Annotated in this window: 21 protein-coding genes; 8 read left to right on the forward strand and 13 right to left on the reverse strand. The window is 71.5% G+C overall.

Features of this window, described 5'->3' with window-relative positions; genetic code table 11:
* Positions 1-70 precede the first annotated feature (70 nt).
* Complete coding sequence (locus ACWCQ6_RS23110) at positions 71-1291, reverse strand: thiolase C-terminal domain-containing protein (protein WP_451092076.1); 1221 nt, start codon at positions 1289-1291, stop codon at positions 71-73.
* A 47-nt stretch (positions 1292-1338) separates the two neighbouring features.
* Entirely contained in the window at positions 1339-3519 is a 2181-nt protein-coding gene (locus ACWCQ6_RS23115; protein ID WP_451092018.1) for an acyl-CoA dehydrogenase, read from the reverse strand.
* Between the two features lie 259 nt (positions 3520-3778).
* Between ACWCQ6_RS23115 and ACWCQ6_RS23120 the strand changes: the two genes are divergently transcribed.
* Complete coding sequence (locus ACWCQ6_RS23120) at positions 3779-5569, forward strand: MFS transporter (protein ID WP_451092020.1); 1791 nt, start codon at positions 3779-3781, stop codon at positions 5567-5569.
* Here the strand turns inward: ACWCQ6_RS23120 and pepE are convergent.
* Both pepE and ACWCQ6_RS23130 read right to left on the reverse strand, forming a co-directional pair.
* The gene (gene pepE, locus ACWCQ6_RS23125) at positions 5532-6260 is read right to left on the reverse strand and encodes a dipeptidase PepE (protein WP_451092022.1); all 729 of its coding nucleotides are present in this window, start codon (positions 6258-6260) and stop codon (positions 5532-5534) included. The genes ACWCQ6_RS23120 and pepE overlap by 38 nt on opposite strands.
* Before the next feature lie 26 nt (positions 6261-6286).
* Positions 6287-7117, reverse strand: coding sequence for an IclR family transcriptional regulator (locus tag ACWCQ6_RS23130; protein ID WP_451092024.1), 831 nt, complete (start codon positions 7115-7117; stop codon positions 6287-6289).
* 150 nt (positions 7118-7267) lie between these two features.
* On the opposite strand from ACWCQ6_RS23130, the gene ACWCQ6_RS23135 reads away from it, so the two are divergent.
* Genes ACWCQ6_RS23135 through ACWCQ6_RS23145 form a run of 3 tightly spaced genes read left to right on the forward strand, consistent with a single transcriptional unit; the run spans position 7268 to position 10934 of the window.
* Complete coding sequence (locus ACWCQ6_RS23135) at positions 7268-8221, forward strand: DUF1177 domain-containing protein (protein WP_451092026.1); 954 nt, start codon at positions 7268-7270, stop codon at positions 8219-8221.
* Positions 8221-9609, forward strand: coding sequence for a cytosine permease (locus ACWCQ6_RS23140; RefSeq protein WP_451092028.1), 1389 nt, complete (start codon positions 8221-8223; stop codon positions 9607-9609). The genes ACWCQ6_RS23135 and ACWCQ6_RS23140 overlap by 1 nt, the downstream gene beginning before the upstream one ends.
* Positions 9606-10934, forward strand: a complete 1329-nt coding sequence (locus tag ACWCQ6_RS23145; RefSeq protein ID WP_451092030.1) for a M20/M25/M40 family metallo-hydrolase — start codon at positions 9606-9608, stop codon at positions 10932-10934. The genes ACWCQ6_RS23140 and ACWCQ6_RS23145 overlap by 4 nt, the downstream gene beginning before the upstream one ends.
* 165 nt (positions 10935-11099) lie before the next feature.
* Here ACWCQ6_RS23145 and ACWCQ6_RS23150 read toward each other — a convergent pair whose 3' ends face one another.
* Positions 11100-12347, reverse strand: a complete 1248-nt coding sequence (locus ACWCQ6_RS23150) for an MFS transporter (RefSeq protein ID WP_451092032.1) — start codon at positions 12345-12347, stop codon at positions 11100-11102.
* A gap of 50 nt (positions 12348-12397) precedes the next feature.
* Positions 12398-13150 (reverse strand): GntR family transcriptional regulator, encoded by a 753-nt coding sequence (locus tag ACWCQ6_RS23155; RefSeq protein ID WP_451092034.1) that lies wholly within the window; start codon positions 13148-13150, stop codon positions 12398-12400.
* A gap of 435 nt (positions 13151-13585) precedes the next feature.
* Between ACWCQ6_RS23155 and ACWCQ6_RS23160 the strand changes: the two genes are divergently transcribed.
* From ACWCQ6_RS23160 to ACWCQ6_RS23175, 4 genes are all read left to right on the forward strand, one after another.
* The gene (locus tag ACWCQ6_RS23160) at positions 13586-14248 is read left to right on the forward strand and encodes a class I SAM-dependent methyltransferase (RefSeq protein WP_451092036.1); all 663 of its coding nucleotides are present in this window, start codon (positions 13586-13588) and stop codon (positions 14246-14248) included.
* A gap of 34 nt (positions 14249-14282) precedes the next feature.
* Complete coding sequence (locus tag ACWCQ6_RS23165) at positions 14283-15221, forward strand: N-acetylmuramoyl-L-alanine amidase (RefSeq protein ID WP_451092038.1); 939 nt, start codon at positions 14283-14285, stop codon at positions 15219-15221.
* Positions 15222-15404: 183 nt separating this feature from the next.
* Entirely contained in the window at positions 15405-16229 is an 825-nt protein-coding gene (locus tag ACWCQ6_RS23170; protein ID WP_451092040.1) for a DUF5336 domain-containing protein, read from the forward strand.
* 122 nt (positions 16230-16351) lie between these two features.
* Positions 16352-17359: an LLM class F420-dependent oxidoreductase gene (locus ACWCQ6_RS23175; protein ID WP_451092042.1), complete on the forward strand. Its 1008-nt coding sequence runs from the start codon at positions 16352-16354 to the stop codon at positions 17357-17359.
* Between the two features lie 44 nt (positions 17360-17403).
* Here ACWCQ6_RS23175 and ACWCQ6_RS23180 read toward each other — a convergent pair whose 3' ends face one another.
* The 7 genes from ACWCQ6_RS23180 to ACWCQ6_RS23210 all read right to left on the reverse strand — a co-directional run bounded on the left by ACWCQ6_RS23180 (position 17404) and on the right by ACWCQ6_RS23210 (position 24085).
* Positions 17404-17997 carry a VOC family protein gene (locus ACWCQ6_RS23180; RefSeq protein ID WP_451092044.1) on the reverse strand — a complete coding sequence of 198 codons (594 nt, stop codon included), beginning with the start codon at positions 17995-17997 and terminating at the stop codon, positions 17404-17406.
* Between the two features lie 4 nt (positions 17998-18001).
* Positions 18002-19078, reverse strand: a complete 1077-nt coding sequence (locus ACWCQ6_RS23185; RefSeq protein WP_451092046.1) for a PHP domain-containing protein — start codon at positions 19076-19078, stop codon at positions 18002-18004.
* An 88-nt stretch (positions 19079-19166) separates the two neighbouring features.
* Entirely contained in the window at positions 19167-19943 is a 777-nt protein-coding gene (locus ACWCQ6_RS23190) for a maleylpyruvate isomerase family mycothiol-dependent enzyme (RefSeq protein ID WP_451092048.1), read from the reverse strand.
* A 40-nt stretch (positions 19944-19983) separates the two neighbouring features.
* Positions 19984-20550 (reverse strand): hypothetical protein, encoded by a 567-nt coding sequence (locus tag ACWCQ6_RS23195; RefSeq protein ID WP_451092050.1) that lies wholly within the window; start codon positions 20548-20550, stop codon positions 19984-19986.
* A gap of 311 nt (positions 20551-20861) precedes the next feature.
* Complete coding sequence (locus ACWCQ6_RS23200; RefSeq protein ID WP_451092052.1) at positions 20862-21935, reverse strand: prenyltransferase; 1074 nt, start codon at positions 21933-21935, stop codon at positions 20862-20864.
* Positions 21932-22696, reverse strand: a complete 765-nt coding sequence (locus ACWCQ6_RS23205; protein ID WP_451092054.1) for a class I SAM-dependent methyltransferase — start codon at positions 22694-22696, stop codon at positions 21932-21934. Before ACWCQ6_RS23205 ends, ACWCQ6_RS23200 begins: the two co-directional genes overlap by 4 nt.
* A 60-nt stretch (positions 22697-22756) precedes the next feature.
* Positions 22757-24085, reverse strand: a complete 1329-nt coding sequence (locus tag ACWCQ6_RS23210; RefSeq protein ID WP_451092056.1) for a glycosyltransferase family 4 protein — start codon at positions 24083-24085, stop codon at positions 22757-22759.
* Between the last annotated feature and the right edge of the window lie 81 nt (positions 24086-24166).

Genomic DNA, 24166 nt, shown 5'->3' on the forward strand with positions numbered 1-24166 from the left:
CGGGCCACCACCCGTCACGCGTCGCCCGGCACGCGGGCACACCTGCGCCGCTCACCCGCCGGCCGCCTCGCTACCGCCGCAGCAGCGTGACCACCGCCGCCCCGCCGAGCCCGATGTTGTGCGCCAGGCCGACCCGGGCTCCGGGCACCTGCCGGTCGCTGGCCTCTCCCCTCAACTGCCAGGTGAGCTCCGCCGCCTGGGCGATTCCGGTGGCGCCGAGCGGGTGCCCCTTGGAGATCAGCCCGCCGGACGGGTTGACCACCCAGCGGCCGCCGTACGTGGTGGCGCCGGACTCGACGAGCTTCCCGGACTCGCCCTCGCCGCACAGCCCGAGCGCCTCGTAGGTGAGGAGTTCGTTGATGGAGAAGCAGTCGTGCAGTTCGATGACGTCCAGGTCGGCGGCCGAGAGCCCGGAGGCCTCGTAGACCTGCCGGGCGGCGGCCCGCGACACCGGCAGGCCGACCGCGTCGATACAGGTCCCCGAGGCGAAGGAGTCGCCGGTGTCGGTGGTCATGGCCTGCGCGACGATCTCCACCGCCCGGTCGCCCAGGCCGTGGCTCTCGACGAAGCGCTCCGACACGACGACGGCGGCGGCCGCGCCGTCGGAGGTGGGTGAGCACTGGAGCTTGGTCAGCGGGCTGTGGATGGTCTTCGCGGCGAGTATCTCCTCGACCGTGTACGGGTCCTGGAACTGGGCGTACGGGTTGTTCACCGAGTGGCGGTGGTTCTTGGCGCCGACGGCGGCGAGTTGCGCCTCGGTCGTCCCGTACCGCGCCATGTGCTCGCGGGCCGCGTTGCCGAAGATCTGGGCGGTGGGCGGGCTCATCTCGAAGCCGTGGGCTGCGGCCATGATTCCGTAGTGCCGGGCCACGGGTGACGTCTTGCCCCAGGCATCAGCGGCTCCGCCGCGGGCCGCGGCACCCCCGTCCGCGCCACCGCCGCCGAGGGCGCCGCGCGTCATCTTCTCGAAGCCGAGCGCGAGGACGCAGTCGCTGCCGCCGCCCTCGACGAACTGCCGGGCCGCCATCAGCGCGGTGGAGCCGGTGGCGCAGTTGTTGTTGACGTTGTAGACGGGGATCCCGGTCAGGCCGAGCTCGTACACCGCGCGCTGGCCGGCGGTGGAGGGCTGGAAGCAGTAGCCGACGACGGCCTGCTGGATCTGCTCGTAGGCGAGGGAGGCATCGGCGAGCGCGGCCGCGCCGGCCTCCTTCGCCATGTCCCAGTACTGCCAGTCGCGTGTCTCGGGCTTCTCGAACTTCGTCATTCCGACACCGACGACGTACGCCTTCATGAGCTTCATGGGCTTCGCGTGCTGTGCGGGCTTCATGGCAAGTCCCTTCAATCGCGCGGGAGGCCGAGGATGCGCTCGGCGACGACATTGAGCTGAACCTGGGTGGTGCCGCCCGCGATGGTCAGACAGCGGGACATCAGGAAGCCGTGCAGGGCCCGCTCCGCCGGCCCCTCGCCGGCCGCGCCCGCCGGGCCGAGGAGTTCGAGGGCGAGTTCGGCGACCTTCTGCTGGTGGGTGGTCTGGACGAGCTTGCGGACGGAGGCTCCCGCTCCGGGTTCCAGACCGGAGACCTGCCGCATCGTGGTCCGCAGTCCGATGCAGCCCAGTGCGTGGGCCTCGGCGGCGAGCGCTCCGATGCGGGCCCGGCAGGCGCCGTCGAGTTCGCCGGAGCGTGCGATCAGCGACTCCAGGCCGGTGTCGAAGGTCATCTGGTCGGCCATGTGGACGCGTTCGTTGCCCAGGGTGTTGCGGGCGACCTTCCAGCCGCCGTCGGGCTCGCCCACGACGGCGTCGGCGGGCAGCAGGACGTCGTCGAAATACACCTCGTTGAAGAGGGCGTCGCCGGTGATCTCCTTCAGCGGCCGGATGTCGATGCCCGGGGTGTTCTTCATGTCGACGAGGAAGTAGCCGATGCCCTGGTGCTTGGGGGCGTCCGGGTCGGTCCTGGCGAGCAGGATCCCGTGGTCGGCCCACTGGGCGGCGCTCGTCCACACCTTCTGGCCGTTGATCCGCCAGCCCTCCTCGGTCCGCTCCGCCTTCGTGCGCAGCGAGGCGAGGTCGGACCCCGCACCGGGCTCCGAGAACAGCTGGCACCACAGGAGTTCGCCGCGCAGGGTGGGCAGCAGATAGCGCTCCTGCTGCTCGGCCGTGCCGTGGGCGATGAGCGAGGGCACCACCCAGGTGGCGATCCCGAGGTCGCTCAGCTTCACTCCTTGTTCCGCCAACTCCTGCTGGATGGCGAGTTGTTGCACGGGGCCCGCACCCAGGCCGTAGGGGGCGGGGAGGTACGGGGCGGCGTAGCCGGTCGGTGCGAGGGCGCGGCGGGCGGCCTTCGGGTCGAGGCCGCGGGCGGCGGCGACGGCCTCGCGCGCGGCAGCCCGGTGGGCGGCGGCCCCGGCGGGGAGTTCGAGGGCGAGCCCGCGGCGCGCCCCGCCCTCGGCCAACCGGACGGCCCGCAGCCGGTGGCTGTCGCCGGTCCCCAGCAACTGCCGGGCCACCAGGGCCCGGCGCAGATACAGATGGGCGTCGTGCTCCCAGGTGAAGCCGATGCCGCCGAGGATCTGGATGCAGTCCTTGGCACAGCCGTACGCGGCGTCGAGGGCGTCCGACGCCGCGAGGGCGGCGACCATGGACCGTACGTCCGGGTCCGTCTCCTCGTCGGCGGCGCGGGCCGCGTCCCAGGCCAGCGCACGGGCCCGCTCGACGCGTACGAGCATGTCGGCGCAGAGGTGCTTGACGCCCTGGAACTGCCCGATGGGGCGGCCGAACTGTTCGCGGACCTTGGCGTGTTCGGCGGCGGTGTGCAGCGCCCTGGCGGCGGTTCCGCAGGCTTCCGCGGCGAGGAGGACGGCGGCGAGGTCACGGACGCGCGTGGTGTCGGTCCGGACGAGCCGGGTGGTGGGGACGAGCACCCCCTCGGCGTGGATCCGGGCGGTGGGCCGGGTCGGGTCGGCGCCGTCGTGCGGGCGGGCGGTCAGCCCCTCGGTGGCGGCGTCGACGGCGAACCAGAGGGTGCCGGTGGCCGATTCGGCGGGCAGGAGGAGCAGATCGGCGTCGGCGCCGGAGAGGACGGGCGGCGCGGTGCCGTCGAGCAGATGGCCGTCCTCGCTCTCGACGGCGGTGAGGGTGCCGGGGCCGAGGGCGACGGCGCCGATGCGCGTACCGTCCGCGAGCCCGCGCACCGGCTCGTGCGACCCCGCCGTGTGCAGTACGGCGGAAGCGAGGGAGCTCGACAGATACGGGCCGGGGAGCGCGGCCCGGCCCGCCTCTTCGAGGACCACGGCCAGATCGAGGAGCCGGCCGCCGCCGCCCCCGTACTTCTCGGGCAGATGGACAGCGAGCAGACCCTGTTCCGCGAGCCCGTCCCAGTACCCGGGGCGCACGCCGGGGGCGTGGGGAGCGTCCGCGTCGAGCAGCTTGCGGATCTCCTGCGGCGGTACGGCGCGCGCCAGCCAGCCTCGTACGGCCTGCGCCAACTCCCTGTGTTCTTCGGTGATTCCGATGCCCATGCGGATCCTCGCCGGTCGCAGCCACTGGAACGGCGCAAGAGTAGAACACGTTCCATTCTGACGGAAGGTCAGATGCCGGCCGGATCTTCGCGCGCGCCGATGCGAGTGCGCCGTCGTGCCCCCGTTCGCACCTCGATCAACGGAATACCGCGGACACCAGGAAGGTTTCAGCGTGCACTCAGTTGGCGGTCGGCGCTGCCCGCCCGCCGCACCCGCATGCTCTTCAGACCCTCGATCACGCCGCCTGGAGGCCGCACGCATGCCAGAGACGACGAACGGACAGCACACCGGGGAACTCTCCGATCCGCAGCCGCGCAGGGCGGGCGGCGGTGTCGTCCCCGTACTCGCCTTCGCGGGCATCACCGTCGCGGTGATGCAGACCCTGCTGGTCCCCGTCATCAAGGACCTGCCCGCCCTGCTGCACACCGATCCGTCGAACGCCACCTGGGTGATGACCGCGACGCTGCTCGCGGGGGCCGTCGCCACCCCGATCATGGGGCGGCTCGGCGACCTCTACGGCAAGCGGAAGATGCTGCTCGCCAGCCTCGCCGTGATGGTGATCGGCTCCTTGATATGCGCTTTCACCGACCAACTCGTGGTCATGATCACGGGCCGTGCGCTCCAGGGCTTCGCCATGGGCGCCATCCCGCTGGGCATCGGCATCATGCGTGACGAACTGCCGCGCGAGCGGCTCGGCTCGGCGATGGCGCTGATGAGCTCCTCGATCGGGGTCGGCGGCGGACTGGCGCTGCCCGCCGCCGCGCTGGTCGCCCAGCACTCCGACTGGCACACCCTGTTCTTCGGCGCGGCCGGGCTCGGTGTGCTGTCGATGGCGCTCACCGTCCTGGTCGTGCCGGAGCCCACGCTGCGCGCCCCCGGCCGGTTCGACCTGGCCGGTGCGCTGGGGCTCTCGCTCGGCCTGGTCTGCCTGCTGCTGCCGATCACCAAGGGCAGCGACTGGGGCTGGACCTCGGGCAGCACGCTCGGGCTGATCGCCGCCGCGCTGGTGATCCTCGTCCTGTGGGGCCTGTTCGAGCTGCGCAGCCCGGCCCCGCTGGTCGATCTGCGGACCACGGCCCGGCGCGAGGTGCTGCTCGCCAACCTCGCCTCGATCATGCTCGGGGTCGCCTTCTACGCCATCTCGCTGGTCCTGCCGCAGCTGCTCCAGCTGCCGGCCTCGACGGGGTACGGCCTCGGGCAGTCGATGGTGGTCGCGGGGCTGTGCGTGGCGCCGCTCGGTCTGACGATGATGCTCGTCGCCCCGCTGTACGCCCGGCTCTCCGCCCGCCGGGGCCCCAAGGTCTCGCTGATGCTCGGCCTGCTGGTCATGGCGATCGGCTACGGGGCGGGGCTGGGGCTGATGAGCGCCGCCTGGCAGACCGTGGTGATCGCGGTGGTGCTCGGGGCCGGCATCGGGCTCGCGTACTCCTCGCTGCCCACGCTGATCACCGGGGCCGTCGACCCGTCGGAGACCGGCGCGGCCAACGGCCTGAACACCCTGATGCGGTCGATCGGCACCTCGGTGTCGAGCGCCGTGATCGGCATGGTGCTGGCGAACACCTCGGTGCGCACAGGCGGGGTGCCGCTGCCCTCGATGGAGGGGTTCCGCATCTCGTTCCTGATCGCGATGGGTGCGGTGGTGATCGGGCTGGTGCTGGCCTCGTTCCTGCCGTCGCGGCGCCAGGCGATGCGCCCGGCGCTGCCGGCGAGCGGCGACGAGGACGCCCCGGCGCCCGTCGCCTCCCGCCCGGTCGCCGGCTCCGACGGCTTCCGCGGCCGGGTGACGGACGGGGACGGCGCCCCGGTGGACCGCGCCAATGTCACGCTGATCGACCACCGGGGCCGGCAGGCCGGTCTCACCGTGGCGGACGAGGAGGGCCACTACACGCTGGCCGTCCCGCACGGCGGCAACTTCGTGCTGGCCGGGTCGGCCACCGGGTACGCGCCGGTCGCCCGCCCGGCCGTCCACCCGGGCGACGGCCGGGCGGTCGATGCCGATCTGGTGCTGGGCGTCAGCGCACCGGAGCGTCGAACCGCGGTGTCGTCGTGAGCAGATGAGAGACGTCCGAGCCCGCCGGGAGCTCCTGCGGCTGCGCACCGCGGGTGAACAGCCGGGCGGGCCGGGCGCCCTGCACCCGGGCCTGGCGTCCGTCGACCCGCAGCCATGAGCCCTCGCGCAGGCCTAGCACCGGCACGTCGTTCTCCTCCAGGAACTCGGTGAGCCGCTCCTCGCGGGTCTCGCCCTTGTGGGTGCTGGCCGGGTCCGGGTCCAGATAGTGCGGGTTGATCTGGAACGGGACGAGCCCCAGCGTCTCGAAGGACGGCGGCTGCACGATGGGCATGTCGTTGGTGGTGCGCAGGGTGGGCGCCGCCATGTTCGTCCCGGCGCTGGCCCCCATGTACGGCAGCCCGCCCCGCACCGCCTCGGTCACGGCGTCCCGCAGACCGGTCCGGTACAGGGCGCTCAGCAGCCGGAAGGAGTTGCCACCGCCTATGAACACGGCGTCGGACGCGGCGAGTTCGGCGACCGGGTCGGCGTTCTCATGGACCCCGCGCACAGCGATCCCGGACGGTGCGAGGGCTTCGCGGACGCGTGCGGTGTACGCGGTGTAGTCGGCGAGCGCGTAGGGGACGAAGGCGAGGCGGGCGCCGGAGGGCAGGAACGCGGTGACGGTGTCGAGGGCGTGTTCCAGGTAACCCCGGCCGTACTGGGTGGAGTTGGAGAGCAGCAGCAGATTCATGGGGTTCCTCTTGGTTCTCTTCCGGGTCATCGGTCGGTTCGGGGGCGTCGGGTGCGGGGTTTCGGGCGCTGCGGAGGGTGGGTGAGCCGCTTCTCCAGCAGTTGGGCCGCGTGGCGCAGCGCGTCGAGCCGGTCGTGCGGCGCGCCCGGGAAGAGTTCCTCGGCGCCGCCGAGGCTGAGGCTGCCGTACGGCTCGCGGCCGAGGAAGACCGGTACGGCGACGGTCGCGATGCCGGTGTCGTACTCGCCGACCGTCCAGGCGTACCCCTGGGCGCGGATCTTGAGGAACTCCTCCTCCAGCCGGTCCGGGTCGGTGACCGTCCGGTCGGTGAACCGGGCCATCGGGCGGCCCCGGAAGAGCCGGTGGCGCTGCTCGTCGGGGAGGTACGCGTAGTACGACTTGCTGGTCGCCCCGGCGTGCGCCGGGTAGAGCTCGCCGACCAGGGGGTAGTAGCGCAGCGGCCCGGCCACCCCCTCCTCGGCGGCGACGCACCGCATGTGGAAGCTGTCCGGCAGGCAGAAGAGCACGGTGTCACCGGTGGCCCGGCGCAGCTCCTCCAGGACCGGACCGGCCAGCAGCTCCAGCGATCCGGAGCGCTCCCAGAGCCTGCCCAGGCGCAGCACGGCGGGGCCGATGCGGTACCGGCGGGTGACCGGGTCGGAGACCAGGAAGCCGCGTCCGGCGAGGGTGGCGAGCAGCCGCTGGGCCACCGAGGTGTCCCAGCCGAACTCCTCGGCGACCTCGGTGACGCCCCAGTCGGGCCTGGTCCGCTCGAAGGCGAGCAGTACGAGGAGCGCCCGGTCGACGGTTTGCAGGGATCCGGCGGGGGTGCGCCGGTCCAGATCGAAGTCCGCCATCGTCATCTCACCATTCAGACCTGAATTGCAAATAACGGGAAACAGTTGCGTTCAACGCTATCCGATCCCGAATGTGGCCTCAGCACCCCGCCCCGCGCTTCCCCCGTCGAGCGCCGGCCCGGGTGCCCGGATGAGCGAGAAAGGCCCCCCATGTTGAAGTACGTGCTGGACATCGTCGATCTGTTGGACGATCCCCAGGTCAATGGCAAGACGGTCGTCGAGTACCTCGACTCCGTGAGCGGGACCGAGGGCTCGTCCGCGAAGGTCACCACGGTCGCCGGTGAGCAGGGTTCGACGGACTTCGTGATGGTCCGTATCCCCGGCTCCCACGGACGTACGTCCGGTGGCAGCGCCCGCACGCTGGGCGTGGTGGGCCGGCTCGGCGGCATCGGCGCCCGGCCCGAGGTGACCGGCCTGGTCTCCGACGCCGACGGCGCCGTCTCGGCGATCGCCACCGCCGCCAAGCTGCTCGACATGCGCCGCCGCGGCGACGTGCTGCCCGGCGATGTGATCGTCGCCACCCACATCTGCCCGGACGCGCCGACCGAGCCGCACGACCCGGTTCCGTTCATGGGCTCGCCCGTGGACATCGCCACCATGAACCGCCACGAGGTGACCGGCGAGATGGAGGCCGTGCTCTCCATCGACACCACCAAGGGCAACCGGATCATCAACCACAAGGGCCTCGCCCTGTCGCCCACCGTCAAGGAGGGCTGGGTGCTCCGGGTCAGCGAACCGCTGGGCGAACTGCTGGCCGTGGTGACCGGTGAGCCGTTGGTCACGTACCCCGTGACCACGCAGGACATCACCCCGTACGGTAACGGTGCACACCACATCAATTCGATCCTGCAGCCCTCCACCGCGACGGCCGCCCCGGTCGTCGGCCTGGCCATCACCTCGGCCGCCGCGGTGCCGGGCTGCGGTACGGGCGCGAGCCACGAGGCGGACATCGCGTCCGCCGCCCGCTACGCCGTGGAGGTCGCCAAGGCCTACGGCAGCGGTCAACTGGACTTCCACGACGCGGTGGAGTTCGACAACCTCGTCAACCGCTACGGGTCGCTTGCACACCTGCAGACCTTCGGCCGTACACCCCAGGAGTCCTGATGGCAGCCAACCCACAGGCCGGGGCCGTGGCCCACGAGGCCAAGGCCATCGGCAGCGACGACTACTCGCTGTCCCGCGTCCCGCGCGACAAGCGGTTCGGCTTCTGGTCGATGCTGCTCCAGTGGCTGGCCCAGTCCGGCTCGATCTCGCAGTTCACCCTCGGCGCCACCATCGGTGTCGGCATGACCTTCGGGGATGCCTTCCTCGCCTTCACGCTCGGCGCGGTGATCCTGGAGGTCGTGATCTTCGCGATCGGTCTGGCCGGTATGCGCGAGGGCCTGGCGACCCCGATGCTGACCCGCTGGGTCGGTTTCGGCCGCAACGGCTCGGCGCTGGTCAGCTTCGTCATCGCGGTCAGCCTGGTCGGCTGGTTCGGCGTCCAGAACACGATCTTCGGCAACAGCGTCTCGGCGCTGGTCGGCGGCCCGTCCTGGCTGTGGTGCGTCCTGGCCGGCATCGCCATCACCGCGCTGGTGATCTTCGGCTTCAAGTACATGGCCGTCTTCGCCAAGATCGTGACGCCGCTCTTCTTCGCGATGGTCGCCTGGTCGGTCGTCTCGACGCTGAAGGACCACTCGATCAGCGATCTGATCCACTCGCCGCCCCCCGGTGAGGCGATCCCGCTCGCCGTCGCGGCCACCGCCATCGCGGGCGGCTTCATGACCGGTGCGATCGTGGCCCCGGAGATGACCCGGTACAACAAGAAGGGCTCGCACGTCTTCGTGCAGAGCGCCTCGTCGATGATCCTCTCCGAGTACATCGTCGGCATGACCGGTGTGCTCCTGGGCCACCTGGTGAAGAGCAGCGAGGTCTCGCACATCGTGCTCTCCACCTCCGGCGTCTTCGGCGTCATCGTGGTCCTGATGTCCACCGCCAAGATCAACGACTGGAACCTGTACGGCTCCTCGCTCGGCGTCGTCAACTTCTTCCAGGTCGTCTTCGGCAAGCGGCTGCACCGCGGTGCGGTCACGATCGTCCTCGGCATCGCGGGCACGGTCCTGTCCGCGGTCGGGATCATGACCCACTTCACCGAGTTCCTCTCCGTCCTCGGCGTCGCGATCCCGCCCATCGGCGGCATCATCGTGGCCGAGTACTGGGTCGTGAAGCGGATGCGCAAGCCGCTGGACGACACCCGTGAGTCCGAGACCCTGCCGAGCTCCTCGCCCACCTGGGTGCCGATGTCCATCGCCATCTGGATCGTGGCGTTCTGCGTCGGCAAGTTCTACGACGGCGGCATTCCGGCCCTGAACTCCCTGGCCACCGCCTTCATCCTGTACAGCGTCCTCGGCCTGCTGGGCTGGGTGAAGCCGTACGGCACCTCCACCCTGGACGACGAGGACGCCGCCGCCCCCGCCGCCCGCGCGACAACCCCTGTGGGAGCAGCATGACCACCGCCGACCCCTCCGCCTCCTTCGTTCCGGCCTCCGCCGAGGCCCAGGAGGAAGTCATCGGACTCTGCGCCGAACTGATCAGGTTCGACACCTCCAACCCCACCAGCAACGAGCGGGCGAGCGCCGACTGGGTGGTGGGCCGCCTCGCCGAGGTGGGCATCGAGTCCGAGCTGGTCGAGTCCGCCCCGGGCCGCGCCAATGTCATCGCCCGGATCGCCGGCGCCGCCCCGGAGCGCGGTGCCCTGCTGGTCCACGGCCATCTGGACGTGGTCCCCGCCGACGCCTCCGAGTGGCAGGTCCCGCCGTTCTCCGGCGAGATCCGCGACGGCTACCTCTGGGGCCGCGGCGCGATCGACATGAAGGACACGGTGGCCGTCATGCTGGCCACCGCCCGCCACTTCGCCCGCACCGGCACCCGGCCCTCGCGCGACCTGGTCCTCGCCTTCCTCGCCGACGAGGAGGCGGGCGGGAAGTTCGGCGCCCACTGGCTGGTCGAGCACCGCCCGGAGCTGTTCGCCGGGGTCACCGAGGCGATCGGCGAGGGCGGCGGCTTCTCCTTCGCCATCGACGACACCCGCCGCCTCTACCCGATCGAGAACGCCCAGCGCGGCATGGCCTGGATGGAGCTCACCGCGACCGGCCGGGCCGGCCACGGCTCGTCCCCCAACGACGAGAACGCGGTCACCGACCTCGCCGAGTCGCTCACCCGCATCGGCCGCGAGACCTTCCCGATCCGGCTGATCGAACCGGTCCGCGCCCTGCTGGAGGAGGCGGCCCGCCTCTACGGTGTCGAGTTCGACGAGAACGACGTCGAGGGCAGCCTCGCGAAGCTGGGCCCGGTCTCCGACTTCATGCAGGTGGTGCTCCGCAACTCCGCGAACCCCACCATGTTCGACGCCGGCTACCAGACCAACGTCATCCCCGGGAAGGCGACCGCCCGGGTGGACGGCCGCTTCCTGCCCGGCCACGAGCAGGAGCTGATCGACACGATCGACAGGCTGCTGCTCCCCTCGGTCAGCCGCGAGTGGGTCAACCACGACATCGCGCTGGAGACCACGTTCGACGGCCCGCTGGTCGACGCCATGTGCGAGGCCGTGCGCGCCGAGGACCCGGACGGCCACCCCGTCCCGTACTGCAACCCGGGCGGCACCGACGCCAAGGCCTTCACCCACCTCGGTATCCGCTGCTTCGGCTTCAAGGGCCTCAAGCTCCCGCACGACCTGGACTACGGCCGGCTGTTCCACGGCGTGGACGAGCGCGTCCCGCTGGAGGGCCTGCGCTTCGGCGTCCGCGTCATGACCCGACTCTGGCAGAGCTGCTGACCACCACATCGCAGCCCCGCCGGGGGCGCCCCGACCCGGGCTCACCCCTCGTACGCCCCCGCCGAGCACGTTCCGCGTTCGGCGGGGGCGTACGTCGTCGCGCCCGGAGCCGGCACTGTCCCGTTGTCCGCGTCGAGGACTCGGGGGCCTGTCCGTGTCGGCCCCTCACGCAGAGACTGTGGTGGGCAATGTGCGCATGGTCCGAAGCGGTGACAGGAAGGTGGGGAGGACGCTCAAAGTCATACCGGCCGCACCGACCCACAAGGTGCCCGTTGCTCCGAAGACAGAGCCCGAGGCTCCGCCCAGAAGCCCACCGAGGGGAATGCCGCCCCAGGACACGAAGCGAGTCGTTGCGCTCATCCGGCCCAGCAGCCGATCCGGTGTCATGGCCTGTTGGAAGCTCGACTGGGACACGACGCGGACCACTCCGCCCAGCGAAAGAGCCGCGAGTCCGATCGCAGCCGCACAGACGCTCCAACCCGGTCGCGCCAATGGCATGAGGACGGTCAACGGACAAGTGACCAGTGATGCCAGCCAGATGACCCGACCTTGCCCGACCCTCTTGGAGACCGTGGTCGCCAGCAGTGCGCCCAGCAAGGCACCACACCCCATTCCCGACAGGATGAGGCCGCTGCCGAAGGGCTGGAGACCCAACTCCCGCTCCAAAAAGATCAGCAACATGCTTTGATACATGACCAGAAAAAGGTTGAACACCGCATCCCCGAGCATGATCGCCCGCAGGGTGGGGTGTTTCAGAACGAACTTCAATCCCTCCTTGATCTCTCGACCCAGTTGATGACGCTCACTTGGTTCCGGCTTCTGCTCGCGCTTTTGGACAGTGACCGCGAGCATCCCCGACATGGCCATCCCTGCCGAACTCACCAAGAGCGTCGCAGGGGCTCCGACCAGACCGATCAGCGGCCCTGCCATCGTCGGTCCACCGATACTGGTCACCGAGCGCATTGCCGACAGCTTCGAGTTTCCTTCCATGAGATTGTCGCGTCCCACCAAGTGCGGAAGATAGCTGACGTACGCGACATCGAAGAAGACAGTCAGCACGCCATGAAGCAGGGCGACTGTGCAGAGCCACCAGATGGTGAGCCGGTCGGCCCACCATGCGACCGGTATCGTCAGGAGGACCAGCGCGCGAACGAAATCAGTGCTGATCATCACCGATCGCTTCCGCATGCGGTCCACCCACGCGCCTGCCGGCAGTCCGACCAGGAGCGAGCCTGCGGTGGTCATCGCGGCCAGTAACCCGACCTGGAACTCATCGGCGTTCAATGCCCTGATGGCGACCAGAGGCAGCGCCAGAAAGATGACGCGGTCGCCCAGCTGGCCGAGCGCGGTGGCAGCGAACAAGCGCCCGAAGTCCCGGTCCCCCAGAAGTCCGAGCCGGGAAGTTTTCGACATGCGTCTCTCCTGCCGCCGGAAGTGAGAAATTGCTCTGATCGCTTCGACAGCTACGGACGGTCGGCTCCGAACTCGTAGACCACTTCCCGACGCGCGTCGGGAATGACCATGTCGGCGGTTTCCACCGGGCGTCCGTCGCTGTCGTAGATGGTGCGCTCGATCTGGAGCACGAGGTCCCCCGTGCTGATTCCCAGCAGGTTCGCCTGTGCCGGGGTGGCACGAGCCGGGCGCGGAACCTCGACCACGGTCGAGATGACCACACCGATGGAGTGCATGCGCTCGACCACCCCCTTTCCCGCCAGGGGCCCCTTCTCGGGCAGCACGATCGGCGTTCCGTCCGTGATGGCCATCGGCTCCCAGGAGTCGGAGAGCTGGACGGGTTGCCCGTCGGCGAGAAATTCGTAATGCGTGTTGACGCAGAGGTCTCCGGGGCTGATGCCGAGCCGCTCGGCGACTTCTTCAGGAGCGGGGACACGCACCTGGCTGTGTGAATCCCAGGCGTCGGCCCGGCCCCGCTCCTCCTCCGAGCAGGAGGAGCCGTACCCGCGGTCCCGGTGCCGCGAGCGCACCAGCCGCAGGCGCTCGCGCGGGACGCGGACGTAGGTGCCTGAGCCGGCGCGTCCTTCGAGGAGACCCTCGGCGATCAATCGGTCCATGGCCCTCTGCACCACGTTGCGCCCGACCCCGTACCCCTCGGCGAGCCGTACCCGGGACGGCAGGCGCTCCCCGATCCCCCACTCTCCCGCGAGAATCCGTGCACGCAGCACATCGGCCACCGCGAGGTACGGAGCTTCTCGGGGCATGCGTGATCCTCCGGTTGTTCTGCTCTGCGGCAACTGGCCCTTCCTGAGGGTTGTCCCGTGGTCCCCGGTGGATCAGCGCGCGGCGTCGATCACGGGACAGCCCTCAGGGGGCGTTGGCAAGTTACCGCTCCCGGGGAAAGCTACTGGAGCAGAAATACGCTCGGCACTCATGCGCCTGCGGAGGTTCGCAGCATCGTGCCGGTGCTCCTCGTCTCGTCGCGAGGCCCGGCGCCACGTCGCGCCGGGCCTCCATCACCAGGTGATCGTTTCGGTCCGGTTTGCCGTGAGTTCGCTCATCCTCTGACTCCGGTCAGAGAATTTCGCCGGGGCCAGGCGTCGGCCGCGCCCCCGCCGAGACCACCGGCGGGCGCGTACGGCACGATGGGGCGCCGTCGAACGCGTACCGCTCATCACCGTCCCCACCAGGAGGAACCCGTGCCTGCCGAGTCCGCCGTCGAGCCCGAGCCCGCGATTCTCGCCTCCTTCCAGGCCGCCAAGGGCTTCATGCCGGTGGCCGAAGGACTCGCGCTGTACGCGGCCGCCACCGAGGCCGCCGCGCTGGGGCTGCCGATCCTGGAGGTCGGCACGTACTGCGGGCGCTCCACGATCCTGCTCGCCGATGTGGCGCGGGCGGCCGGTGTGACGGCCCTCACCGTCGACCATCACCGCGGCAGCGAGGAGCAGCAGCCCGGCTGGGAGTACCACGACCCGACCGTGGTGGACCCGGAGGTCGGCCGGATGGACACCCTGCCGACCTTCCGCCGGACCCTGCATGCGGCGGGCCTGGAGGAGCACGTCGTGGCGCTGGTGGGACGGTCCCCGCAGATCGCGGCGGTCTGGGGCGGGAAGCTCGGCTTCGTCTTCATCGACGGGGGGCACACCGACGAGCACGCGAACGGCGACTACGAGGGCTGGGCGCCGCATGTCGCCGAGGGCGGGCTGCTGGTGATCCACGACGTCTTCCCGGACCCCGCGCACGGCGGCCAGGCGCCGTACCGCGTCTATCTGCGGGCACTGGAATCCGGTGCGTTCACCGAGGTCTCGGTGACGGACTCGCTGCGGGTGCTGCGGCGGACGGGCGCGGGGACGGCGATCTGAGGCGGGCCGCCCGAGGCCCGGATAGCATCGCGTGGTGCCGTACGACGAGAGTGTTCCCCCCACCCGGCGCCGCCGGTCCCTGCTCGCCGCCACCGCGCTCGCGACCGTGTGCCTGAGTGCCGCGGGCTGCGGCGCGGGCGACGTCGGCGGCGGGACGCGGGCCGAGCCCCGGCAGGGCGGCAGCGGTACCTCCGCGCCGCCGCCGTCGAAGAGCGCCCCGGTGCCGGAGAAGACGAAGACATCCGCATCCCACGCACCCTCCGAGAAGCCGTCGAAGCCCGCGGGCGGCGGGGCCACCGGGCCGCTGTCCGGCAAGACCGTCGTCATCGACCCCGGGCACAACCCGAACAACCATCTGCACACCGGCGAGATCAACCGCCAGGTGGACATCGGCACCACGCACAAGGAGTGCGACACCACCGGGACGTCCACCAACTCCGGTTACGCGGAGGCCCGGTTCACCCTCGATGTGTCGCACCGGCTGCGCGCCCTGCTCCAGGCGCAGGGCGCGAAGGTCGTGCTGACGTACGACAACGACCGCCCGTACGGGCCGTGTGTGGACGAGCGGGCCCGGATCGGCAACCAGGCGCGGGCCGACGCGGTGGTGTCGGTGCACGCGGACGGCTCCGCGGTCGGCAACCGCGGATTCCATGTGATCCTCCCCGGGCCGGTGCGGGGCGGGGCGGCGGACACCTCGAAGATCGTCGAGCCCTCGCGCGACCTCGGCACCCGGATCGCGGGGCTATTCGTCCGGGCTACCGGAAGTGCGCCTTCCAATTACGTCGGCGGCAATACCGGATTGGACGTTCGTAAGGACCTGGGCGGACTTAATTTGTCGACCGTGCCCAAAGTGTTCATCGAATGCGGCAATATGCGTGATCCGAAGGACGCCGCCCTGCTCACCAGCGCGGCCTGGCGTCAGAAGGCGGCACAGGGCATTGCCGACGGCATCAGCAGCTACCTCAAGGGGTAGTTCTGAGGCGAAATTGGGGGGATGTGCGTCCGGCGTCCCGGCGGGGACACAACCCGACCGGGCAGACGATAGATTCATCCGTACGATGGGGGGCCGCCCCCCGAGCTTCGTGCCGTGCCCGCCGCACCCGTGCAGGCGGCAGCGACGACCGCCCCGACGAGACGACCGACTAAGGACCTTCACGTGAATATCCGCTCCCTCACTCGAGGCGACGGCGTGGTGATCGGAGCAGCGGTCGTGCTGTTCATCGCCTCTTTCCTCGACCTCTCCGGTTTCGACTGCCCTGCGGGCATCAACTGCTCCGACTTCAACGCCCCGAACGCCTGGGACTCGCTCGCGCTCCTGATGAGCGTCTACCTGGCCGGAATCATCGGAGCGGCGCTGATCATCGTCGGCCGCGCCACCCCGGGCCGCAAGGTCGTCGGCTTCGACCTCGGTCAATTCGGTGCCGCTTTCAGTGTCTTCGCGGTGTGGACGTCCTTCTGGACGACCATCGACGCCGGCGACGCGGGCGCCGGAATGATCCTCGGCCTGCTGGCCACGATCGTGCTCGCGGGCGGCGCGGTCGCCACCCCGCTGGTCCCCGCACTGAAGGCCCCGCTGGTGAGCCCCTCGGGCCCGAGGGGCGTGCAGCAGCCGTACGGCGGTCAGCCGCAGCCCGGCCAGGGGTACGGCTACCCCGGCGCCCAGCAGCCTTCGTACGGGGGCCAGCCGGGTCAGCAGCAGCCCTACGGCGGCCAGCCGCAGCCCGGTCGGCCGGAGCCGCAGGCCGGGGCCCAGCAGGCTCCCGCCACGGGTGCGCCGACCGGCGACTTCACGCCGTTCTGGTTCGCGGTGCCGGTGGCCCGCCCGCTGTACGGGGAGGACGGTTCGCCGTCGCCGATCGCCGAGCTGGCGCCCGGTACCTGGTACCTCGCGGTGGAGCAGCGCGGTCCGGGTCTGATCGCCCAGACCCAGGACGGCCGTCGCGGTGTGCTCCAGGACACCACGGGCATCCAGCGCGGCTGACCCCGCACCCCACGGCAGTACGACAGCGGCCCTCCGCCCTTCCGGGCGGGGGGCCGCTGTCGTACCCTCCGTCATGCGTCACGTAACTGACGCTACGTCAGAAATACTGGGAGGTGGCGGAGATGCGACTCGGACTCGCGCTCGGGTACTGGGGCCGCGGCCCGGACCCCGCCCATCTGGAGCTCGCCAGGCAGGCCGAGGCGCTGGGGTACGCGTCGGTGTGGACGGCGGAGGCCTGGGGCTCGGACGCGTTCACCCCGCTGACCTGGATCGCCGCCCAGACCTCCCGGATCCGGCTGGGCACCGGCATCGCGCAGATGGCGGCGCGCACCCCGACCGCGACCGCCATGCACGCCCTCACCCTGGACCATCTCTCGGGCGGCCGGATGATGCTCGGCCTCGGGCTGTCCGGGCCGCAGGTGGTGGAGGGCTGGTACGGGCGGCCGTTCCCCGGCAGCCCGCTGACGGCGACCCGGGAGTACGTCGACGTCATCCGCCAGGTGCTCCGCCGCGAGGCCCCCGTCGAGCTGGACGGCCGGTTCCACTCCCATCCGTACCACGGTCCGGACGCCACCGGCCTGGGCAAGCCGCTGAAGCCGATCACCCACCCGCTGCGGTCGCGGCTGCCGGTGCTGCTCGGGGCGGAGGGGCCGAAGAACATCGCGCAGACGACGAGGATCGCCGACGGCTGGCTGCCGCTGTACTGGTCACCGATGCGCACCGATGTGTACGAGGCCTCGCTCACCGACCTCCCCGACGGGTTCATGATCGCGCCGATGGCCCGTGCGCGGGTCTGCGACGACGTCGCCGAGGGGCTGCTGCCGGTGAAGGCGATGCTCGGCTTCTACATCGGGGGGATGGGCCACGCGGCCCGCAATTTCCATGCCGATCTGATGGCGCGGATGGGTTTCGAGGAGGAGGCCCGGCGGATCCAGCGGCTCTTCCTCGAAGGGCGCAAACAGGAGGCGGTGCTCGCGGTGCCCGACGCGTTCGCGGACGAGATCTCGCTCGTCGGCCCACGCGAACGGATCGCGGAGCGGCTGGAGTTGTGGCGCAAGGGGCCGGTCACCGATCTGCTGGTGACAGCACCGGACCCGCACACCCTGCGGGTGCTCGCGGAGCTCAACTGAGAACGACCGGCAAGGGGAAGGCGGCACAAGGCCTCTCGTCTGGATCACACCGGGCCCGCATGCCCCGGCACCGCGCCCGGGCGGGCCGGGTCGATGGGCCAGGTGCCGGTGCCGGCCGACCGGGTGCTCCGTCGTGATGTGGTGCGCTGCCAGGGCTGGGGGTCGGGGTACGTCAGAAGTTGCAGGGTGCTGCCCCACGGGGTGCGCAGATACGCGAAGCGGTTGTGCTCCCCCGCCTCGGGGCCCGGCAGCGGCTGCGCCTCGGCGAGCAGCGAGGCGCCCGCGGCCACGCAGTCCCGTACGGCCGCGTCCAAGTCGTCGGCGTACAGCGCCACATGCTGCCAGCCGAAGTCGCAGGGCCGCGCCGGGGGTTCGCGGCGGGGGCCCTCGAACTCGCACAGCTCGATGCCCGGGCCGCCGCCGGGGAGCGCCAGCATCCTGATCGCCAGCTGCTGGGTGCCCGCCGGGACGCCGAGCCGCTGCTCGACATCGCGTCCGCCGTTCGGTCCGTCCTGGCGGCGCAGGGTGTCGTAGAGCACCTCGGCGCCGAAGGCCCTCGCGAGGAAGAGGGTCGCGGTCTCCAGGTCGGGCACGGTGACCCCGATGTGGTCGATGCCTCGCACGCTTGTGGCCGTCATGGCTTCACCGCTCCTGTCCCGGGGCTGCGCCGACGGCCCCGTCCGCCCCGGAGCGGGCCCGCTCCGGGATCGTGCCCTGCTGCGACCAGGTCAGGAGCCGGTCGGCCGGCCACGTGGTGACGACGCGTTCCGCCGGGACCCGGCACTCCTCGGCGCGGGCGCAGCCGTGGATCTGCCAGTCCAGCTGTCCGGGTGCGTGGGCGTCGGTGTCGATGGCGAAGAGGGTGCCCGCCGCGACGGCGCGGCTGAGCAGGCGCCGGGGCGGGTCGAGCCGTTCCGGGCGGCTGTTGATCTCCACCGCGGTGCCGGCCTCCGCGCATGCCGCGAAGACCTCGTCCGCGTCGAAGCGGGACTCCGGGCGCCTGCGATCCGCGAGCAGCCGCCCCGTGCAGTGCCCGAGGATGTCGGCCCGCGGGTGGCGGACGGCCGCGACCAGGCGTCTCGTCATCGGGGCCGGGTCCATCCGCAGCTCGGAGTGGGCGGAGACCACCACGATGTCCAGCCGCTCCAGCAGCTCGTCCTCCTGGTCGAGGGAGCCGTCGGGGAGGATGTCGCACTCGATGCCGGTGAGCAGCCGGAACGGCGCCCACCGCTCGTTGAGCTCGGCGACCGCGTCCAGCTGGCGGCGCAGCCGGTCCGGGGAGAGGCCGTTCGCCACGGTCAGCCGGGGCGAGTGGTCGGTGAGGGCCGCCCACTCGTGGCCCAGCTCCGCGGCGGTGCGGCCCATCGCCTCGACGGGGCTGCCGCCGTCCGACCAGTCGGAGTGCAGATGGCAGTCGCCGCGCTGGAGGGCGAGGAGGCGCTCGCCGCCCTCGGCGGGGCGGGCGGCGGCCTCCTCCTCCAGGCGTTCCAGATAGCCGGGCACTTCCCCGGCCACCGCCTCCCGGACGACCTGCGCGGTCTTCGGCCCGATGCCCTTGACCGCCTCCAGCGAACCGGCCGCCGCGCGCCGGGCGGCCTCGCCGTCCGGCATCGCGGCCACCGCGTCGGCGGCGGTGCGGAACGCGTGCACACGGTAGGTGTCGGCCCCGCCGCGTTCGAGCAGGAAGGCGATTCGTTCCAGGGCGCGGACGGGCTCCATCGGCACCTCCACGGGGCCGCCGGACAGTGCTCTCCTCTCCAGCTTCGCTCAGCCCGGCCCCGCCCGCACAACGGCACCGGGTGACCGGTCAGCCGAACACGGCGCGCTCCAGCCAGAAGTCCAGCAGCTCCGCGTCCCCGAGCACCTCGACCCGGTCGCTGTCCGGTGCCAGGCGCCGGTTGAAGACCAGCATGACGTCGGTGAGCGGGCCGCGCAGCGCCACGGATGCCTTCTCGTGGGCGTTGCGCCAGGCGAAGCCGTCCTCGCCGAACTCGATCAGCCACTCGGCGTCCGGTGCGTCCGTGGCGTGCAGATGGATGGAGCGCCCGGCCCCGGTCAGCCCGGCGGCACGCTCGTCGCCCACGGCCCGGACGAAGGCGACGATCTCCAGCCACTCCTCGATGGTGTCGGCGGCCAGCTCCGGCGCCACCTCGTACCCGGTGCCCGCGGTGAGCGCCGCGTCGGCGTGGTGGACGATCGTCTCGTGTGCCATCCGGCGCGCCCAGAAGCCCGTGCTCCGCTCCCAGGCCCAGGACCACACCTCCTCGTCCGGCCCCGGGGCCCGCAGCGCCTCGACGGTCCGCGCCGCGCCCTCCTTCAGCCAGGCGTCGAGCGCGGCCGGGTCGTCGCTCCCGGGGGCGTTCTGCGGTACCTGCTCCGGCGGGACCATCTCCGTGGCGCGGGTCCGAACGATCTCGCCGACCCAGCGGTGGGCCCTGCCGACGTGGAGGGCGAGCTCGCGCAGGGTCCAGTCGGGGCAGGTCGGGACGGTGGCATCGAGGTCCGCGCCACGGATCGCGGCCCGCAACGCGTCGGTGCGGGCGATGATCTCGTCGCAGTAGCGGTCGTGCGTGAGTCGGCTCATGCTACGCACCCTAGTTCGATCACGGGCCGAACCCCACTGACTACCCGCCGAGTTGGGAGGCGCTGGGCACCTTCTCCTTCACCTCGGCGCCGGCGCTGCTGCCGGCCGACTTGATGCCGTTGATCACGCTCTCGAAGAGACCGATGTCGCCCGCGCTCACTTCGCCTTTGCGGAGCTTCTCGCCGAGCCCCTTGAGCGCTTCGATGCCCGCCGCGAGCGGCGCCACCGCCTTGGACAACAGCGGATCGCCCTTGGCGTTGGCGACCGCCGCCTTCAGCCGGTTGTAGGTGAAGGCGCCCGCGAGCCCGGCCTTGACGAGGGCGAGTGTCCGCCCGTCCGCGCCCTTCTTGAACTTGCCCTCCCGGTACGGCTTCACGATCCACTGGTAGGTCGCACCTGCGGCGAGCCCGGCGTTGGCGACGAACCGCGCCTTGGCGAACTTCTGCGCCTCGACCGACGACGTACCGCTCGGCGACGCGGTGCTGCTCGCGCTGTTGCCGTCGCCCCCGCCGCACCCGGTAGCACCCACGACCAGGGCGCAGCACAGCAGCAGCGGGACGAGCAGACGGCGGAGCGGTCCGGAACCGGTCACGGCGGATCTGGGCACGGCGGGCCTCCCTGGCCGGGAAGATCGAGGCGATCTCTACGACGAGTGACGATTGCGGCCACTCTCGGTAAGGTTCGCCCGGCCCTGGACGGCGTGCCACTCGGGAAACGCCGTCCGGGGCTATCGCTGCCGGTCAGCCGCGGGGGCGTGTTTCGAAAGCAGCGTCGCCCGCCCGGAGGGCGGGGTCGGGGGCGTCCGGTGCGTGCGATCGCTAGGCGGAGGGAGGAGAACGCAGCGGGCAGCGCCGACGACCGACAACGCGAGCGTGCGTGCCGGACGCCCCCGACCAGGCGGGGCTTTCGGAACACGGCCTAACGGCAGCAGTCCGGCTCCAGCCCGCGCGGCAGGTGTTCGCCGCCGAAGACCGCCGTGGTCGCCTCGTCGCCGCCGAGTGCGGCCACGGCGAGCAGCAGCGACCCGGCCGTCCAGGTGGTGAGCTCCTGGGGCCAGAAGGCCCGGTCGCCCTCGAAGACGTACCCGGTCCAGTACAAGCCGCCCTCGGCGCGCAGGTGCTGGATGGACTGGAGGATCTCCAGCGCCCGGTCGGACTCGCCCATCACCCAGAGTGCCAGGGCGAGTTCGCAGCTCTCGCCACCGGTCACCCACGGGTTGGGCAGCACGCAGCGCACCCCGAGGCCGGGTACCACGAAGCGGTCCCAGCCCTCCTCGATCCGCTCCTTGGCGGCCGTGCCGGTGAGCGCGCCGCCGAGGACCGGGTAGTACCAGTCCATCGAGTAGCGGCTCTTGTCCAGGAAGCGTTCCGGGTGCTTGCGGATCGCGTGGCTCAGTGCGCCCGTCGCCAACTCCCAGTCGGGCTGCGGCTCCTCACGCCGTTCGGCGATGGCGAGCGCGCAGCGCAGCGCCTGGTGGATGGAGGAGCAGCCGGTCAGCAGCGCGTCGTCGACGGGGGTTCTGTCGGCCTCGCGCTTCCAGCCGATCTGGCCACCGGGCCGCTGGAGCCGCAGCACGAATTCGACGGCGGCGAAGACGGTCGGCCACATCCGGTCGACGAAGGCGTCGTCGCCGGTGGCGAGGTAGTGGTGCCAGACGCCGACGGCCACGTACGCGCAGAAGTTGGTCTCCAGCGAGCGGTCGGTCGGCCGGTCCGGGTCTCCGTCGTGGTACGCGGCGTACCAGGAGCCGTCCTCGTTCTGGTGGCGGGCCAGCCAGTCGTACGCGCGTTCCGCGGCGGCGTGCTCGCCCGCCGCGTCGAGTGCCATGGCGGCCTCGGTGTGGTCCCACGGGTCGAGGTGGTGACCGCGGAACCAGGGCAGGGCGCCGTCCTCGCGCTGCACGGCGAGGAGGGCGGCGACGGTCTCGGCGGCCTGCTCGGCGGTGAGGACTCCGGGCAGTACGAGGTGTTCGGTCTGCTCGGGAACGGTCACGCCTCGGCCTCGGCGAGGTCCTCGGCCGCGGCCACGGGCAGGTGCGGCTTGGTCGCGTACGCCACGAAGCTCTTGCCGACGACCGGGTTGAGCAGCTGCTCGGCGACCCGGGTGGCCATCGGCTTCTTCATGATGTCCCAGACCAGCAGCTTGTGGTACGCGCGGACCGGCAGCGCTGCGTCCTTGCCGTCGCGGCCCACTCCGAAGGCGCACTTGAGCCACCAGTAGGGCGAGTGCAGGGCGTGGGCGTGGTGGGTGCCGTACGGCTTGAGGCCGGCGCCGCGGATCTTGGCGAGCAGTTCGTCGGCCTTGTAGATGCGGATGTGGCCGCCCTCGACCTCGTGGTAGGCGTCGGAGAGCGTCCAGCAGACCTTCTCGGGGCCGTAGCGCGGCACGGTGATCGCGATCCGGCCGCCGGGCTTGAGGACCCGGACCATCTCGGCGAGGACGCCCTTGTCGTCGGGGATGTGCTCCATGACCTCGGAGATGATCACGACGTCGAAGGACCCGTCGGGGAACGGCAGGTTGAGCGCGTCGCCCTCCATCGCGGTGGCGGTGGCGCCCTCGGGGGCCTCGCCGGCCTCCTTCATCGCGGCGAACCACTTCGCGACCTCGCGGATCTCCTCGCCGTTCTGGTCGAGGGCCACGACCTGGGCGCCGCGCCGGTAGCACTCGAAGGCGTGGCGTCCGGCGCCGCAGCCCAGGTCGAGCACTCGGTCACCTGCGGCGAGCGGGAAGCGGGTGAAGTCCACGGTCAGCACGAATGCCTGCTTTCGCGGTCGAGGGTCAGGGGGCGGGAACGACGGGGACGGGCGGCGGGGTCAACGACGCCGGCCCGGCGTGACACCGGACCGGGCGGCGATCGCCTCGCGGTAGAGGGCGGCGGTGCCGATGGCGGCCTGCTTCCAGGTGAAGCGGGAGAGCACCCGCTCGCGGCCCGCGGCGCCGAGCCGGGCGCGCAGCTCCGGGTCGCCGAGCAGCCGGGCGAGGGCGTCGGCCAGGGCCCCGGCGTCGGCGGGCGGGACGGCCAGGCAGGTCTCGCCGTCCGGGCCCGCGACCTCGGGGATCGCGCCGCCGGTGGTGGCGACGAGGGGGGTGCCGGTGGCCATGGCCTCGGCTGCGGGCAGCGAGAAGCCCTCGTACAGCGAGGGGACGCAGGCGATCTGGGCGCCGCGCACCAGGTCGACGAGTTCGGCGTCGCTGATGCCCTTGACGAACTCGACGGCGCCTTGGAGGCCGTGGCGCTCGATGGCCTGGGCGACCGGTCCGTCCTCGGCCCGCTTGCCGACGACCACGAGGTGCGCGTCGGGGTTTCCGGCGCGGAGCTTGGCGAGCGCGTCGACGAGGTGGACGAGGCCCTTCAGCGGTACGTCGGCGCTGGAGGTGGTGACGATCCTGCCGGGCACCTCGGCGACCGACGGGTCCGGCGACCAGAGATCGGTGTCCGCGCCGATGTGCACGACGTGGATGCGGTCCTGGCGTACCCCGAGGTGGTCGACGATCTCCTGCTTGGAGGAGCCGGAGACGGTCAGCACCGAGGGCAGCCGGCGCGCGACCCGCTTCTGCATGCGGGTGAAGCCGTACCAGCGGCGTACGGAGGCGCGCCGACGGCGGGTCTCGGCGGCGTCCAGGTCCAACTGCCGGTCGACGGTGATGGGGTGGTGGATCGTGGTGACGAGCGGGGCGCCGAGGTCCGCCAACAGGCCGTAGCCGAGGGTCTGGTTGTCGTGGATGACGTCGAACTCGCCGCGCCGGGCGGCGAGATGGCGCCGGGCGCGCAGGCTGAAGGTGAGCGGTTCCGGGAAGCCGCCGGTCCACATGGTGGCGACCTCGGCGGCGTCGATCCAGTCCCGGTACTCGCCGCGCTTCGGGGTGCGGAACGGGTCGGGCTGGCGGTAGAGGTCCAGGCTCGGCAGTTCGGTGAGCGGGACGCCCTCGTCGAGCACCGGATAGGGCTGGGCACCGATCACCTCGACGCTGTGGCCGAGCCGGGCGAGCTCGCGGGCGAGGTGGCGTACGTAGACGCCCTGGCCGCCGCAGAAAGGATTGCCCTTGTAGGTGAGGAGTGCGATGCGCAACGGTCGGTCGTCGGCGCTGCCGGACGGGTCGCCGCCCGTACGGGGGCCCGATTCTATGGCCTCAGCGGTCACACTCGGCCCCCTTCTCGCTGCGTGTTCGCCGGAGCGTAACCGCTCACGCTAATCTAGAACAAGTTTCAGACTGGATCGTTC

It is taken from the genome of Streptomyces sp. NPDC001880, assembly GCF_053594575.1.

Coding starts and splice junctions, on each gene's coding strand:
- ACWCQ6_RS23110 (WP_451092076.1), bottom strand. CDS start 1,291: ATGAAGGCGTACGTCGTCGGTGTCGGAATGACGAAGTTCGAGAAGCCC.
- ACWCQ6_RS23115 (WP_451092018.1), bottom strand. CDS start 3,519: ATGGGCATCGGAATCACCGAAGAACACAGGGAGTTGGCGCAGGCCGTA.
- ACWCQ6_RS23120 (WP_451092020.1), top strand. CDS start 3,779: ATGCCAGAGACGACGAACGGACAGCACACCGGGGAACTCTCCGATCCG.
- pepE (WP_451092022.1), bottom strand. CDS start 6,260: ATGAATCTGCTGCTGCTCTCCAACTCCACCCAGTACGGCCGGGGTTAC.
- ACWCQ6_RS23130 (WP_451092024.1), bottom strand. CDS start 7,117: ATGGCGGACTTCGATCTGGACCGGCGCACCCCCGCCGGATCCCTGCAA.
- ACWCQ6_RS23135 (WP_451092026.1), top strand. CDS start 7,268: ATGTTGAAGTACGTGCTGGACATCGTCGATCTGTTGGACGATCCCCAG.
- ACWCQ6_RS23140 (WP_451092028.1), top strand. CDS start 8,221: ATGGCAGCCAACCCACAGGCCGGGGCCGTGGCCCACGAGGCCAAGGCC.
- ACWCQ6_RS23145 (WP_451092030.1), top strand. CDS start 9,606: ATGACCACCGCCGACCCCTCCGCCTCCTTCGTTCCGGCCTCCGCCGAG.
- ACWCQ6_RS23150 (WP_451092032.1), bottom strand. CDS start 12,347: ATGTCGAAAACTTCCCGGCTCGGACTTCTGGGGGACCGGGACTTCGGG.
- ACWCQ6_RS23155 (WP_451092034.1), bottom strand. CDS start 13,150: ATGCCCCGAGAAGCTCCGTACCTCGCGGTGGCCGATGTGCTGCGTGCA.
- ACWCQ6_RS23175 (WP_451092042.1), top strand. CDS start 16,352: ATGCGACTCGGACTCGCGCTCGGGTACTGGGGCCGCGGCCCGGACCCC.
- ACWCQ6_RS23180 (WP_451092044.1), bottom strand. CDS start 17,997: ATGACGGCCACAAGCGTGCGAGGCATCGACCACATCGGGGTCACCGTG.
- ACWCQ6_RS23185 (WP_451092046.1), bottom strand. CDS start 19,078: ATGGAGCCCGTCCGCGCCCTGGAACGAATCGCCTTCCTGCTCGAACGC.
- ACWCQ6_RS23190 (WP_451092048.1), bottom strand. CDS start 19,943: ATGAGCCGACTCACGCACGACCGCTACTGCGACGAGATCATCGCCCGC.